We start from the raw sequence: 14,601 nt of genomic DNA on the forward strand, positions 1-14,601 counted from the left end.
CGCCCCATCCCGGAACAAGGAGAGAAAAAGGATCATGCGCGTCGAGATCTGGAGCGACATCGCCTGCCCCTGGTGCTACATCGGCAAGGCCCGGTTCACGAAGGGGCTGGCCGAGTTCGCGCACCGCGACGAGGTGGAGATCGTCTTCCGGTCCTTCGAGCTCGACCCGAACAGCCCCAAGGGCACGGTGGCGCCGGTCCTGGAGATGCTCGCCAAGAAGTACGGCCGCACCCTCGACGAGGCGCGCGCCATGGAGGAGCACGTCGCCGCGAGCGCCCGCGCCGAGGGGCTGACGTACCGCACCGACGGCCGCGACCACGGGAACACCTTCGACATCCACCGCCTGCTGCACCTGGCCGCCGCCCGCGGCCGCCAGGAGGAGTTGCTCGACCTCGCCTACCGCGCCAACTTCGCCGAGGAGCGTTCGGTGTTCGACCCCGAGGTGCTGATCGCCCTCGCGGTCGAGGCCGGGCTGGACGAGGCGGAGGCCCGTACGGTGGTGGCCGACGACACCGCGTACGCCGCCGAGGTACGGGCGGACGAGCGCGAGGCGGCCGAACTCGGGGCGAGCGCCGTGCCGTTCTTCGTCTTCGACCGCCGCTACGGCATCTCCGGCGGCCAGCCCGCCGAGGTCTTCACCCAGGCCCTGGAACAGGCCTGGGCCGGCCGCGAGGTCCCCGAGCCCGCTGCCGGAGCCGAGGCCTGCACCCCGGACGGCGCCTGCGCGGTCCCCCAGGCCTGACCGGGGCCCGGCCCCTCCCGGCCGCCCGGGGCTCCCACCCCGGGCGAGCCGGTCAGTACAAGGTCTCCGACCAGGCGGCTTCCGCGGCGGCCACGGCATCGGCCGGGTCCGTGCCCAGGGCCGCGGCCACGGCCGTCAGGGAGGTGAGGACCGCCTCCAGGGACGCCGCCTGGCCGTAGTGGTTGACCCGGATCATCTCCCCGGCCGCCGAAACAGGGGCCGCGGGGGCGGCGGCCAGCGCCTTCGAGGCCACCAGCGGGGCCTGCGGCACGCGGAGCGTGGTGGCCACCGGCGCCGCCTCCTCGGGGCGCGTGACGTACGGGGCGACGCCCATCGCCTGCGCGCCCGCCCGGGTCGCCGCCGCGGCGGCGGAGTGCCGGGCCATCACCGTCGGCAGGCCCTCGGTCGAGATCCGCTCCAGGCAGGCCTCCAGCGCCAGCATCTCCAGCTGCGCCGGGGCGTGCGGCAGCGCCGTGCGGCCCGCGTCGATCCAGCGCTCCTTCCAGTCCAGGAGCGAGAGGTACGAGCGGCGGGGGGCGGCCGGATTCTCCGCGAAGCGGGCCCACGCGCGGTCCGAGACCGACACCGCCGAGACCCCCGCCGGTCCGCCCATCGCCTTCTGGGCGCCGATGACGCACAGGTCCACGCCCCAGGCGTCCGGCAGCAGCGGCTCCGCGCCCACCGAGGCCACCGCGTCGAGCATGAACAGCGCCCCGTGGGCCCGTACGACCTCGCCGATCTCCGCCACCGGGTTGGTGTTCCCGGTCGCCGCCTCCGCGTGGACCAGCGAGACGAAGTCGATCCGCGGGTGCGCGGCCAGCGCCCGCTCCACCTGCTCGGCCGTCACGGCCGTGTCGAACGGAACCGCCAGGTCCACCACGCCCGCCCCGCAGTCGCGCAGCCAGTTGCCGAAGGTGGTCCCGTACGGTCCGGTCACCACGTTCAGCGCCGTCGAACCGGGCCGTGCCCCCGAGCGGATGCACCCCTCCAGCGGCAGCAGCGCCTCGCCCTGCGTGATCACCACGTCCTGCCGGGTGGACAGGAGGTCCGCGACCCCCTGCTCGATCGACGCGAAGTGCTCCGCCGTGAGCGGCGGGAGGTCCAGCAGGGGGTGCGTCACGGTGGTGCTCTCTCTTCGTCCGCTGCGTCCGGGGTCTACCCGCACGAGCGTACCGAGACCGCACGTACAGTGCGGAACATGACCGATGACGTGCTGCATGTGAAGGGGCGTGTGCTCGTCGGGCCCGACGACGCGCGCGACGAGCTCTGGGTGGTCGGCGGCCGGATCTCCTACGAACGCCCGCACGGCGCCCGGGAGATCACCACCGTGTCCGGCTGGGCCCTGCCCGGGCTGGTCGACGCGCACTGCCACGTGGGACTCGACGCCCACGGGCCGGTCGACGCGGAGACCGCCGAACGCCAGGCCCTGACCGACCGCGACGCCGGCACCCTGCTCATCCGCGACGCCGGATCCCCCTCCGACACCCGCTGGATCGACGACCGAGAGGACCTGCCGAAGATCATCAGGGCGGGCCGCCACATCGCCCGCCCGCGCCGCTACATCCGCAACTTCGCCCATGAGATCGAGCCGTCCGACCTCGTCGCGTACGTGGGGCGCGAGGCGCGGCGCGGCGACGGCTGGGTCAAGCTGGTCGGGGACTGGATCGACCGCGAGGTGGGGGACCTGGCGCCCTGCTGGCCGCGGGCCGAGGTCGAGGCGGCCATCGCCGAGGCGCACCGGCTGGGCGCCCGCGTCACCGCGCACTGCTTCGCCGAGGACTCGCTGCGCGACCTCGTCGAGGCGGGCATCGACTGCGTCGAGCACGCCACCGGGCTCACCGAGGACACGATCCCGCTGTTCGCGGAGCGCGGCGTGGCGATCGTGCCGACGCTCGTGAACATCGCGACGTTCCCGAAGATGGCGGCGGGCGGCGAGGCCAAGTTCCCGCGCTGGTCGGCGCACATGCGGCGGTTGCACGAGCGCCGGTACGACACCGTGCGGGCCGCCTACGACGCGGGCATCGGCGTGTACGTCGGCACCGACGCGGGGGGTTCCCTGCCGCACGGCCTGGTCGCGGCCGAGGTCGAGGAGCTGGTCCGGGCCGGGATCCCGGCGCTGGAGGCCCTCTCGGCGACGACGTGGGCGGCGCGCGAGTGGCTCGGCAGGCCGGGGCTGACCGAGGGGGCGCCGGCGGACCTGGTGGTCTACGACGCCGACCCGCGGGCCGACGTACGGGCACTGGCGCAGCCGCGGCGCGTCGTCGTGAACGGCAAGGTCCGCGCCTGAACGGGCGGTTGACGCGGTGCGTGACGCCGGTGGCCCGGCGGTCGTTGTGAACGCCCGCCCGGGGCAACGGCGTCGGCGTGTTCCCCATGGCCGTGTGGCGGAAAAGAACTCCCGTTCCTCGTGAGGCGCAGTTAATCGAATACATGCATGGAAACCACCCATTGGGGTGAACTCACCTCGGGTCGTCACCCGTTCACTCTCCGTGCGTAAAGATTCCCAGGGTTAGCCGCCGTCGGCGCGCGATGTCCCCCATTGGCTGCGCGACGGCTCCCATCTCCCCGGGGGTTCCACCACCTTGAACAGCAACGCCTTCCGCATGCCCGCAGCCGTCCTGATCGCCACCGGGGCGGTCGCCCTGCTCACCGCCCCGCCCGCCTTCGCCACCGGAGGAAACGGCTCCACCGGCGGCGGCGAGGGCAAGGCCGGAGCGGTCGTCCTGCGCGCCGGACTCGACGTGGGCCTGCTCAACAAGACCGTCCACGTGCCGCTGACCACCACCCTCAACGAGGTCAACGCCCCTGCGACGGCACAGAAGACCGCCCTGACGGTGGCCCTGGACGGGGTCGAGGGAGGGAAGCCGGTCAGCGTGCTGCGCGCGGACGTGGCCACCTCCAAGGCCACCGCCGACAAGAACCGCGCCGAGGCGGAGGCCAACCTGGCCAACGCCAAGGTGCACGTCCCGGGGCTGCCCGCGCTCTCCTTGATCCAGGTGGAGAAGGTCACCTCCAAGGCCGTGTGCGAGGCGGGCAAGAAGCCCGTCGCCACCTCGAACGTGCTCGGGTCGGTGACCGTGCTCGGCAAGAAGGTCACCCTCTCCGCAGGCGGCCCGACCAAGGTCGAGATCCCCAAGGTCGGCATGGTCGGCCTGGAGCTCTCGGGCACCCAGACCACCTCCACCACGGCCGCGGCGGCCGCGCTGCGGCTCAAGGTGTCCGTGAACCCGCTGGACCTGAACGTGGCCCAGGTCGAGGGAGAGATCGTGCTCGCCGAGGCGCACTGCGAATCCCCGGCCGGGGCGCCGGCGCCCGATCCCTCGGCGAAGCCCGGCACCAAGGCGCAGACGGTGGCCTCGGGGACCGGTGAGGCCGTCACCACCAACGCCGACCTGGCCGAGACCGGCGGCGGTTCGGCGACCCCGTACGTCGCGGGCGGTGCGCTGGTCCTGCTCGGCATCGGGGCGGCCGCACTGGTCGTGACCCGGCGCGGCCGCACCTCGTGACCCCGCGGACGGCGGCCCCGCGACCGCTCAGCGGGTGGCGCGCTCCAGGCCCTGCTTGTCCGCTCCGCGCGACAGCACGGCCTCGCTGACCTGCTTGTCGACGGCGGAGTACGCGGCCTTCGCCGCCGCCCCGCGCCCGGAATCGGCGGCGGCGCAGGAGGTGCACACGACGCGGAACGGCGGGTTCATGTCCGAGTACTGGGTGAGGTACTCGGCCTTGGTCACGTCCCAGCGGCCGGGGTGGGCGGCCGCCGGGGTGAAGGTGAAACGCGGGATGGACGACATGTTGCCGCGCGCCTTGTCGGCCTCGTAGAAGCTGGCGATCTGGTCGCCCATGCCGAACACGACCCACGTGCCGTTGATCTTCTCGTAGGGCTGCGGCACGTGGTTGTGCGTCCCGAGGATCAGATCGACGTCGGGAAGCCCGTCCGGGCCGCGCGAGGCGGTCAGCGCCTGCGCCAGGTCCCGCTGCTGCTGGTCGGGCGCCGTCTGCCACTCGGTGCCCCAGTGGACGCTGAGGACGACCACGTTCGCGCCGGCCGCCCGCGCCGCGCGGGCGTCGGCGATGATCCGGTTCTGGTCGATCAGGTTCACGGACCAGGGCTTTCCGGCCGGGACCGGGATTCCGTTCGTCCCGTACGTGTAGTCCAGCTGGGCGACCTTGGCGCCGCCGGCGGAGAGCACCGCCGGGGCCTTGGCCTCATCGGCGCTGCGGGCCGAGCCGACGTGCTTGATGCCGACCCGGTCGAGGTGTTCCAGCGTGCGGACGAGACCGTCGTAGCCGTCGTCCAGGGTGTGGTTCGAGCCGGTCGAGCAGCTGTCGTACCCGGCGTCCTTCAGGGCGTCGGCCAGCTGGTGAGGGGCCTTGAACGCGGGATATCCGGTGTAGGGGCCGCCGGGCCGGCCGTACGGTATCTCGTGGTGGCATATGGCCAGGTCGGCCGCGGCCACCAGGGGCTTGACCCCCGCGAGTATCTTCCGGAAGTCGTGGCTCTGGCCGCTGCCCTGAGCGTCGTCCGCGGCCCGCTGGACGATCGAGGGGTACGGGATGATGTCGCCTGTCGCGACCAGCGTGAACGGCTTGGCCCCGGCGGGCGCCTTCGGACTCGCCTTGCCCTGGCTCGCCTTGCCCGTCCCGGGCTCGGCCCCGAGCCGCTGCTCGGCGGCGTCCTTGCCGTGGTCGAGCAGGCTCGGCAGCGCGAGGATCCCGCCGGCTATGGCCGCCACCGCGGCCACGGCCAGGCCTGTCGTGGCTGATGTCTTCATTTCCGGACCCCCCGGGCTTCCCTGCTGATGCCGCGATCATCGCCTACCTCCGGCCGCCCCGCCAACGGAGCCCGGGCCTCCGGATGGCTGCCCCATCGCGGACGGAGAGGGTCCGTTTCCCGGCAGCCCGGGTCAGCGGGCCGTCAGCGCCAGGGCGTGGTCCAGGGCCTGGAGCAGGCTGCCCGTCGTGGCCCGGTCGCGGACCGCCAGCCGCAGCCACGAGTCGTCCAGCCCCGGGAAGGTGTCCCCGCGGCGGACCGCGAAACCGAGGGCGCGCAGCCGCGTGCGGACCTCCGCTCCGCCCTCCACCCGGATCAGGACGAACGGCCCCTCGGCCACCCCCGACACGGTGATCTCCTCGAACTCCGCGAGCCCGGCCAGCAGATGCGCCCGGTCCACCGCGATCTGCCGGGCCGCGGCCGCCGCCTCCGCCAGCGCCGCGGGAGCCACGCACGCCTCCGCCGCCACCAGCGCCGGCGTCGACACCGGCCACAGCGGCTGCGCCGCCGCCAGCCTCGCGATCACCTCCGGCTCGGCCAGCACGTAGCCGATCCGCAGCCCCGCCAGCCCCCACGTCTTGGTCAGGCTCCGCAGCACCACCAGACCCGGCACGTCCGTCCGCCCTGCCAGCGCCTCCCGCTCACCCGGGACCGCGTCCATGAACGCCTCGTCCACCACCAGGATCCGGCCCGGCCGGGCCAGCGCGGTCAGCACCGCCGCCGGGTGCAGGACCGACGTCGGGTTGGTCGGGTTGCCGACGATCACCAGGTCCGCGTCCCCGGGCACCGCCTCCGGGTCCAGCCGGAACCCGTCCGCCGCCCGCAGCACCACCCGCTCGACCGTGTGCCCCGCGTCGCGCAGCGCCGCCTCGGGCTCCGTGAACTGGGGGTGCACCACCACCGGCCGCCGTGCGCCCAGGGCCCGGGCGATCAGTACGAACGCCTCCGCGGCCCCCGCCGTCAACAGCACCCGCCCGACCGGCAGCCCGTGCCGGGCCGCCACCGCCGCGCGGGCCGACCGCCCGTCGGGGTACGCGGAGAGACCGTCGAGCGAAGCCGCGATGCGCCGCTTGAGCCACTCGGGCGGGGTGTGCGCCCGTACGTTGACCGCGAGGTCCACCAGTGCCCCGCCGTCGCCGCGCACCTCCGCGTCCCCGTGATGGCGCAGGTCGTGCGGCTGGGCGGTGGCCACGGCACAGGTCGCCGCCACCGACCGGCGCTTCGGCACGAGCAGCTCCCCGCCGCCCGCGAGCGCCGCGGCCTCCGCCACCGAGGAGGTCCCGGCCGCGCCGTGCGCCGCGTCGGAGGGATGCGGTACGGGGATCACCGCCAGCTCGTCGGCGGGATAGCTGAGCAGGGGCACGCCGAAACGTTCCGCCGCTCCCGCTATCCCCGCCTCGCCCGCCTTCGACTCCACCGTGGCCAGCGCCTTCACCGCCCCGGCGGCCAGCCCCGCCCCCCGCAGCGTCTCCTCGACGAGGGCGCAGACCTCCGCCACGGAGACACCCTTGCGTCCGCCGACCCCGACCACCAGCTGCGTCGCGTACTCGCCCACCGGGCTCATGCCCCCTCCGTAGTCGTCAATGGTTCGTGCCCCGCCGCCCGCGCGCACACGTGCGTACGGGGCGAGGAGTCGGTATTCAGGGGCACATGGCCGTGATCGTGGCGCTGGGCGCGTTCCTGATGACCCTGGCGGGCGGGTGGACGGCGCAACGCGTCACCGACCGCCGCCACCTCGTGCTGGGCCTGGCCGGCGGGCTGATGCTCGGCGTCGTGGGCCTCGACCTGCTGCCGGAGTCGCTGCACGCGGCCGGCCGCAAGGTGTTCGGCGTCCCGCTGGCCCTGCTGCTCTTCGTGGCCGGGTTCCTGATCGCGCACGTGGTGGAACGCCTGCTGGCGGTGCGCCAGGCCGCGCACGGCGCCGAGAACGGGGGCCGGGTCCCCGAGGTCGGGCTGACGGCGGCCTCGGCGATGGTCGGCCACAGCTTCGCCGACGGGGTGGCCCTGGGCGCGGCCTTCCAGGTCGGCGGCGGGATGGGCGTGGCCGTGTCGCTGGCCGTCATCACGCACGACTTCGCCGACGGGTTCAACACGTACACGCTCACCCGGCTGTACGGGAACGCCCGCCGCAAGGCGCTGATGATGCTCTTCGCGGACGCGGTGGCCCCCGTACTGGGCGCGGTGTCCACTCTGCTGTTCACCCTTCCGGAGGAACCTCTGGGGGCGTACCTCGGCTTCTTCGGCGGGGCCCTGCTGTACCTGGCGGCCGCCGAGATCCTGCCGGAGGCGCACCACAAGCACCCCGCCCTGTCCACGCTGATGTGCACGGTGGGCGGGGTGGCCGGGATCTGGCTGGTGGTGGGCCTCGCGGACTGAACTCACCCGGCCCGCGCCGCCGACCGCGCGAACCGCAGGGCCACGGAGGGCTCCGCCGCCCAGTGCGTGTGCAGGTAGCTGGCGTGCACGCCCTGCCGTACGAAGCCCTCGACCCGGCGTTCGGGGTGCGTGAACCCCCACGCGGGCGCGGAGCCCGCGCCGGGCTCGATCACCGTGCGGTGGAACTCGTGGCCGCGCAGGCGGGTGCCGGCGGCGGCGAGCGCACTGTCCGACACCGCGACGGCCTCGCGGTAGCCGAGGGTCAGCCGCTCCGACATGCGCGCGTCGGCGTCGAGGACCCCGCACATGGGCTTGCCGTCCAGCGAGCGGGCGAGGTACAGCAGCCCCGCGCACTCGGCGGCGACGGGCCCGCCGGCCGCGGCGAAGGCCGCGACGGCCTCGCGCAGCGGCGCGTTGGCGGCGAGCTCGGGGGCGTACACCTCGGGGAACCCGCCGCCGATCACCAGGCCGGTGGTCCCGTCGGGCAGGGCCTCGTCCCGGAGCGGATCGAAGGTGACGACCTCCGCCCCGGCGGCGGTGAGCAGCTCGGCGTGTTCGGCGTAGGAGAACGTGAACGCGGGACCGCCCGCGACGGCGATGACGGGCCGCGGGCCGGTGCCCCGGGCGTCGAGCGCCTGCGGGGCCGCGCCACCCCGGGGGACCAGGGCCCGCTCCGGCGACCACGGCTCGCACTCCAGCGCCGGGGCGGTCCGCGCCAGGGCCATCAGGGCCTCCAGATCGCAGCCCGCCCGTACCTGGTCCGCCAGGGCGGAGACGGACGACACGGCGTCCGACCGCCGCTCCGCGACCGGCACCAGACCCAGGTGCCGCGAGGGCGCGGCCACCTGCGGGGCCCGTCGCAGGACGCCGAGCACCGGCATCCCGGCCTCCTCCAGCGCCTCCCGCAGCATCGCCTCGTGCCGGTCGGACCCGACCTTGTTCAGGATCACGCCCCCCATCCGCACCTGCGGGTCGAACGACGCGAAGCCGTGCACCAGCGCCGCCACCGACCGCGACTGCGACGAGGCGTCGACCACCAGCACCACCGGCGCCCGCAGCAGCTTCGCCACCTGCGCCGTCGACGCCAGCTCACCCCGGCCCGCGGCCCCGTCGTACAGGCCCATCACGCCCTCGACGAGCGCGAGGTCGCAGCCCGCGGCCCCGTGCGCGAACAGCGGGGCGACCAGCTCCGGCCCGCACATGAACGCGTCCAGGTTGCGCCCCGGCCGGCCCGTGGCCAGGGCGTGGTAGCCGGGGTCGATGTAGTCGGGCCCGGCCTTGTGCGGGGACACGGCGAGGCCGCGCTCCGAGAAGGCCGCCATCAGGCCCGTCGCGACGGTGGTCTTGCCGCTGCCGGAGGACGGCGCGGCGATCACCAGCCGGGGGATGTGGAACGAAGTCACCACTCGATGCCCTTCTGGCCCTTCTGGCCGGCGTCCATCGGGTGCTTGACCTTGGTCATCTCGGTGACCAGGTCCGCGAACTCCACCAGCTTCTCCGGTGCGTTGCGCCCCGTGATCACCACGTGCTGGGTGCCGGGGCGGCCGCGCAGCACCTCGATGACCTCGTCGACGTCGATCCAGCCCCAGTGCATCGGGTACGCGAACTCGTCCAGCACGTACAGCTTGTGCGTCTCGGCGGCCAGATCGCGCTTGACCTGCTCCCAGCCCTCCTTGGCCGCCTGCTCGTTGTCGAGCTGCGCGTCGCGCTGGACCCAGGACCAGCCCTCGCCCATCTTGTGCCAGACGACGGAGCCGCCCTCGCCCGAGGCGCCGAGCACCTTGAGCGCGTTCTCCTCGCCGACCTTCCACTTCGCCGACTTGACGAACTGGAACACCCCGATCGGCCAGCCCTGGTTCCAGGCGCGCAGCGCCAGCCCGAAGGCCGCCGTCGACTTGCCCTTGCCCGGGCCGGTGTGGACGAAGACGAGCGGGCGGTTGCGGCGCTGGCGCGTCGTGAGTCCGTCGTCCGGAACGACGGTCGGCTGTCCCTGCGGCATTACGCGGCCCTCCTGTGGGTGTCTGATGCGGTACGTACGTTCTTCACGAGCCCGGCGAGCGAGTCGGCCCGCAGCCCGTCGAGCGTGACGGCGGGCCCGCCGAGGTCGGCGGCCAGTACGCCGGCCAGCCCCAGCCGGACCGGCCCCGACTCGCAGTCCACGACCACCGACGCGACGCCCTGGGCCTGGAGCAGCCGGGCGCTTCGGCCCGCGAGCGCGCGCGGGTCCCCGCCCGCGGTACCGGCCGGGCCGGTCGAACCCGCCGACGTGGCCCGCCCGTCGGTGACGACCACGAGCAGCGGGCGGCGGCTGGGATCGCGCAGCCGCTCGATCCGCAGCACCTCGTGGGCCTTGAGCAGGCCCGCGGCGAGCGGGGTGCGCCCGCCCGTCGGCAGCTGTTCGAGCCGGGTCGCGGCGGCGTCGACCGAGGAGGTGGGCGGCAGCGCCAGCTCGGCGGCGGAGCCGCGGAAGGTGATCAGACCGACCTTGTCCCGGCGCTGGTAGGCGTCCAGCAGGAGCGAGAGCACCGCACCCTTGACGGCGCTCATGCGCTGCCGCGCCGCCATCGAGCCGGAGGCGTCGACCACGAACAGGACCAGGTTGCCCTCGCGGCCCTCCCGGGTGGCCTGGCGCAGGTCGTCCTTGCGGACGACGAGCCCGCGCCCGGTGCGCCCGCGCGCCTTCTGGTGCGGGGCCGCGGCCTGGACGGTCGCGGCGAGGTGCAGCTTCGTCAGCTGGCCGCGGGGGCGCTGGGCGCCGGTGGTCCGGCCGTGCGCGGTGCGGGCCCGCGAACGCCGCCCGGACGCGCCCTCGCCGAGGCCGGGGACGCTGAGCATCTTGGTCCGGAACGGCTCGGCGGCCCGTACGGCGGCCTGCTCGGGCGCGGCGCCGTCCTGGGAGGCGGGCTGGGGGGCGGGGGAGTCGGGGGCCTCGGGGGTGGTCTCCGGAGCGTCCTCCGGGGCGGGGGCCCCGGGTGTCTGCGGGGCCTCGGGTCCGCCCTGCGGGGGGATCCCGCCGCCTCCGCCGTCCGGACCGCCGTCCTGCGGACCGCCGTCGTCAGGGCCCTCCGGCTCCGGGTCGGGCTCCGGGTCGGGCTCGTTCTCCGGCTCCTCGTCGGGGAACCCGTCCAGGATCTCGTCGAGCTTGTCCTCGTCGAGGCCCGGGGCGTCGAAGGGGTTGCGGCGCCGCCGGTGGGGGAGCGCCAGCAGCGCGGCCTGGCGTACGTCCTCCTTGCGCACGTCGGTCCGCCCGGCCCAGGCGGCCAGCGCGGTCGCGGTGCGGGCCATCACGATGTCGGCGCGCATGCCGTCGACCTCGAACCCGGCGCAGGTGGCGGCGATCCGGAGCAGGGAGGTGTCGCCGAGGCGGACCTGCGGGAGCAGGGCGCGGGCGGCCACGACGCGGGCGCGGACGTCCTGCTCGTCACCGGCCCAGCGGCCGGCGAAGGCGGCCGGGTCGTCCTCGTACGCGAGCCGCCGGCGCACCACCTCGACGCGCTGGGCGGGCTCGCGGGAGGCCGCCACCTCGACGGTCAGCCCGAACCGGTCGAGGAGCTGCGGGCGCAGCTCGCCCTCCTCGGGGTTCATCGTGCCGACGAGCAGGAAGCGGGCGGCGTGGCGCACGGAGACGCCCTCGCGCTCCACGTACGAGGCGCCCATCGCGGCGGCGTCGAGGAGGAGGTCGATGAGGTGGTCGTGGAGGAGGTTGACCTCGTCCACGTAGAGGATCCCGCGGTGCGCGTCGGCGAGCAGGCCGGGCTCGAAGGCCTTCACGCCTTCGGCGAGGGCCCGTTCGATGTCGAGGGCGCCGACGAGGCGGTCCTCGGAGGCGCCGACGGGCAGCTCCACCATGCGCGCGGGCCGGGCGGTCCCGGGGCCCGGCTCGTGGGGGCCGTCGGGGCAGGCGGGGTCGGGTGCGCCGGGAGCGCAGGAGAACCGGCAGCCGGGGACGACGTCGACCTGGGGCAGCAGCGCGGACAGCGCGCGGACGGCGGTGGACTTGGCGGTCCCCTTCTCGCCGCGCACGAGCACGCCGCCGACCGCCGGGCTCACGGCGTTGAGCAGGAGCGCCAGCCGCAGGTCGGTCTGGCCGACCACTGCGGTGAACGGGTAGGGCGTGCTCATGCGATGCCTCTCCTAGTGCGGGTGCGGGTGCGGGTGCGCGTGCGCGGGCTGGTGTGCTCGTACGGGGCGGGGGAGGCCGCCCGCGGGATCCGGGCCGTCACGGGGCGCCCGGGGGGAGGAACGGGAGGCCGGCGGGGGCGCCGCCCTCGATGAGGCGCAGCAGGGCGTCGGTGTCCGCGTGTTCGGCGATCAGATCGCCCAGCAGGTCCAGCTGCTCCTCCCGCAGGGAGGAGAACGACGTGTCCGGGGACGGGACGAAGCGGCGGCCCGCGGCCGAAGCCACCTCCCTCAGGAACGCCCGCCGGAAGCCGTCCGACTCCAGCGAGCCGTGCCAGTGCGTGCCCCAGACGGAACCCACCCGGCAGCCGTCGAGGAACGGCTCCCCGCCCAGGACCTCGGCCACCCCGTGGTGGATCTCGTACCCGTCGACCGCCTCGCCGAGCGCGGTCCCGGAAGGCCGCTCCAGGGTCTTCTCCCGCTCGAAGCGGATCCGCACCGGCAGCAGGCCCAGCCCGTCCACCGAACCCGCCCGCGACTCGACCTCGTCCTCGATGTGCTCGCCGAGCACCTGGAAGCCGCCGCAGATCCCGAGCACGGGCCGGCCCTCGGCGGCCCGCCGCAGCAGCGCGTCCGCGAGGCCGCGCTCGCGCAGCCACTCCAGCGCCTTCACCGTGCCGCGCGTGCCCGGCACCACCACCAGGTCCGCGTCGGCCAGTTCCTCGGCCCGGTCCACGAACCGCACCACCACGCCCGGCTCCGCCGCCAGTGCGTCGACGTCCGTGAAGTTCGACATCAGCGGGACCGCGCACACCGCGACCCGCAGCACGTCCTCGCCGACCGGCGGGGCCACGACCGATTCGCGCACCGCGCCCCGCAGGGAGACCCGGAGCCCGTCCTCCTCGTCGATGCCCAGCCCGTGCCGGAACGGGAGCACCCCGTACGTCGCGCGCCCGGTCAGGCCGCGCAGCATCTCCATCCCGGGCTCCAGCAGCGACACGTCGCCGCGGAACTTGTTGACCATGTATCCGGCGATCAGCGACTGGTCCTGGGGCGACAGCAGCGCCGTCGTCCCGAAGAACGACGCGAAGACCCCGCCCCGGTCGATGTCCCCGACCACGACCACCGGGAAGCGCGCGGCCCGCGCGATCCCCATGTTCACGATGTCGGTCCGGCGCAGGTTGATCTCGGCCGGACTGCCCGCCCCCTCGCAGATCACGGCGTCATACGTGCCCCGCAGCTGCTCCAGGCAGTCCGTGACGACCCCGAGGAGCTGTTCCTGCCGCCCCCCGTGGTAGCCGCGCGCGCTCATCTCGCCCACCGGCTTGCCCAGCAGCACCACCTGGCTGCTCCGGTCGCTGCCGGGCTTGAGCAGCACCGGGTTCATCAGCGCCGTCGGCTCCACGCGGGCCGCCTGCGCCTGCATCGCCTGTGCGCGCCCGATCTCGGCGCCCTCGCGGGTCACGAAGGAGTTCAGCGACATGTTCTGCGCCTTGAAGGGCGCCACCTTCACGCCCTGCCGGGCCAGCCAGCGGCAGATGCCCGCGGTGACCACGCTCTTGCCCGCGTCCGATGTGGTGCCGGCGACGAGGAGTCCCCCGCCGAGCTGCTTCGCGCCGCTCATCCGCGTCCCTTCCGTATGCCGTACGACACCGCACAGCGCAGTGCCACACACGCCCCCAGCGCCAGCCACGTCACCTGACGCGACAGCCGCACCGCGCGTTCGATGTCCGCGACCTCCACCGGCCGGCCCTCCTCGCCGTTCAGCACGGCCCGGTGCTCGACCCGCCCGCCGTACGCGAGGGTCCCGCCCAGCCGTACACCGAGCGCCCCGGCGAACGAGGCCTCCACGGGTCCGGCGTTCGGACTCGGGTGCGCCGCGGCGTCCGCGCGCCAGGCCCGTACGGCTCCCCGGCGATCGGGCCCGGCCACCGCGGCGGCCAGGGCGGTCAGCCGCGCGCCCGGCCAGCCCACGAGGTCGTCGAGCCGGGCCGAGGCCCAGCCGTAACGCAGGTGGCGCGGGGACTTGTGGCCGACCATCGCGTCCAGGGTGTTCACGGCGCGGAACGCCAGGAGCCCCGGGACACCGGCGGCGGCGCCCCACACCAGGGCCCCGACCACCGCGTCGGAGGTGTTCTCGGCGACCGACTCCACGACGGCGCGGGCCATCTGCTGTTCGTCCAGGGCCTGCGGATCGCGCCCGCACAGGTGCGGCAGCCGCTCGCGGGCCACCTCGGCGTCCCCGGCGGCGAGAGCGCCGCCGATGGCGCGGGCCTCCCGGCCCAGCGAGGTGCCGCCGACGACGGCCCAGGTGGCCACCGCGGTCAGGGCGATACGGGCGGCAGCGGGCCGGGAGCGCACGGCGCGGGCTCCCAGCGCGCCGACGGCGACCGCGCCCCCGGCGCATACGAGGGTGTGCAGAACGCCGCGGGCGCGGTCGTCGCGCCACAGGGCGCGTTCGACGGCGGCGGCGGCTCGTCCGAAGGCGGCCACGGGGTGCCCTCGGCGCGGATCACCGAGGATCCGGTCGCCGATCAGGCCCGCCGCGGCGCCGTACGCGAAGACGCGGTCGGCACGCATGGTGCAGGTATGT

The 14,601-nt window shown here is 74.9% G+C and carries 11 protein-coding genes and 1 pseudogene; 4 read left to right on the forward strand and 8 right to left on the reverse strand.

The window, feature by feature from the left end; all coding sequences use genetic code 11:
* Positions 1-34 precede the first annotated feature (34 nt).
* On the forward strand, positions 35-742 hold the full coding sequence (locus ACFYXV_RS27800) for a DsbA family oxidoreductase (protein WP_385467631.1): 708 nt from the start codon (positions 35-37) through the stop codon (positions 740-742).
* 52 nt (positions 743-794) lie between these two features.
* Here ACFYXV_RS27800 and ACFYXV_RS27805 read toward each other — a convergent pair whose 3' ends face one another.
* On the reverse strand, positions 795-1,862 hold the full coding sequence (locus tag ACFYXV_RS27805) for a pyridoxal-phosphate-dependent aminotransferase family protein (RefSeq protein WP_385467634.1): 1,068 nt from the start codon (positions 1,860-1,862) through the stop codon (positions 795-797).
* A gap of 78 nt (positions 1,863-1,940) precedes the next feature.
* Here ACFYXV_RS27805 and ACFYXV_RS27810 point away from each other — a divergent pair, with 78 nt between their 5' ends.
* A complete protein-coding gene (locus ACFYXV_RS27810; protein WP_383495450.1) occupies positions 1,941-3,029 on the forward strand; it encodes an amidohydrolase family protein in 1,089 nt (362 codons plus the stop codon).
* Positions 3,030-3,324: 295 nt separating this feature from the next.
* Positions 3,325-4,248 (forward strand): SCO1860 family LAETG-anchored protein, encoded by a 924-nt coding sequence (locus tag ACFYXV_RS27815; protein ID WP_389384311.1) that lies wholly within the window; start codon positions 3,325-3,327, stop codon positions 4,246-4,248.
* A gap of 27 nt (positions 4,249-4,275) precedes the next feature.
* Here the strand turns inward: ACFYXV_RS27815 and ACFYXV_RS27820 are convergent, their stop codons facing one another.
* Positions 4,276-5,514 (reverse strand): CapA family protein, encoded by a 1,239-nt coding sequence (locus ACFYXV_RS27820; RefSeq protein ID WP_385467641.1) that lies wholly within the window; start codon positions 5,512-5,514, stop codon positions 4,276-4,278.
* Between the two features lie 132 nt (positions 5,515-5,646).
* On the reverse strand, positions 5,647-7,077 hold the full coding sequence (gene cobC / locus ACFYXV_RS27825) for an Rv2231c family pyridoxal phosphate-dependent protein CobC (RefSeq protein ID WP_389384312.1): 1,431 nt from the start codon (positions 7,075-7,077) through the stop codon (positions 5,647-5,649).
* A gap of 86 nt (positions 7,078-7,163) precedes the next feature.
* Here cobC and ACFYXV_RS27830 point away from each other — a divergent pair, with 86 nt between their 5' ends.
* The gene (locus ACFYXV_RS27830) at positions 7,164-7,889 is read left to right on the forward strand and encodes a ZIP family metal transporter (protein WP_030163119.1); all 726 of its coding nucleotides are present in this window, start codon (positions 7,164-7,166) and stop codon (positions 7,887-7,889) included.
* 2 nt (positions 7,890-7,891) lie between these two features.
* On the opposite strand, the gene ACFYXV_RS27835 is transcribed toward ACFYXV_RS27830, so the two are convergent.
* The 5 genes and pseudogenes from ACFYXV_RS27835 to ACFYXV_RS27855 all read right to left on the reverse strand — a co-directional run bounded on the left by ACFYXV_RS27835 (position 7,892) and on the right by ACFYXV_RS27855 (position 14,588).
* Positions 7,892-9,295 carry a cobyrinate a,c-diamide synthase gene (locus ACFYXV_RS27835; RefSeq protein WP_389384313.1) on the reverse strand — a complete coding sequence of 468 codons (1,404 nt, stop codon included), beginning with the start codon at positions 9,293-9,295 and terminating at the stop codon, positions 7,892-7,894.
* Positions 9,289-9,888 carry a cob(I)yrinic acid a,c-diamide adenosyltransferase gene (cobO, locus tag ACFYXV_RS27840; RefSeq protein WP_383346876.1) on the reverse strand — a complete coding sequence of 200 codons (600 nt, stop codon included), beginning with the start codon at positions 9,886-9,888 and terminating at the stop codon, positions 9,289-9,291. Before cobO ends, ACFYXV_RS27835 begins: the two co-directional genes overlap by 7 nt.
* Positions 9,888-12,011 carry a putative cobaltochelatase gene (locus ACFYXV_RS27845; protein ID WP_389384314.1) on the reverse strand — a complete coding sequence of 708 codons (2,124 nt, stop codon included), beginning with the start codon at positions 12,009-12,011 and terminating at the stop codon, positions 9,888-9,890. Before ACFYXV_RS27845 ends, cobO begins: the two co-directional genes overlap by 1 nt.
* A gap of 100 nt (positions 12,012-12,111) precedes the next feature.
* Positions 12,112-13,632, reverse strand: a pseudogene (locus ACFYXV_RS27850) (cobyric acid synthase); the annotation flags it as partial.
* Positions 13,629-14,588, reverse strand: a complete 960-nt coding sequence (locus ACFYXV_RS27855; protein WP_389384315.1) for a cobalamin biosynthesis protein — start codon at positions 14,586-14,588, stop codon at positions 13,629-13,631. The gene ACFYXV_RS27855 and the pseudogene ACFYXV_RS27850, both read right to left, overlap by 4 nt.
* Between the last annotated feature and the right edge of the window lie 13 nt (positions 14,589-14,601).

The organism is Streptomyces sp. NPDC002181, assembly GCF_042890485.1.
GTDB lineage: Bacteria > Actinomycetota > Actinomycetes > Streptomycetales > Streptomycetaceae > Streptomyces.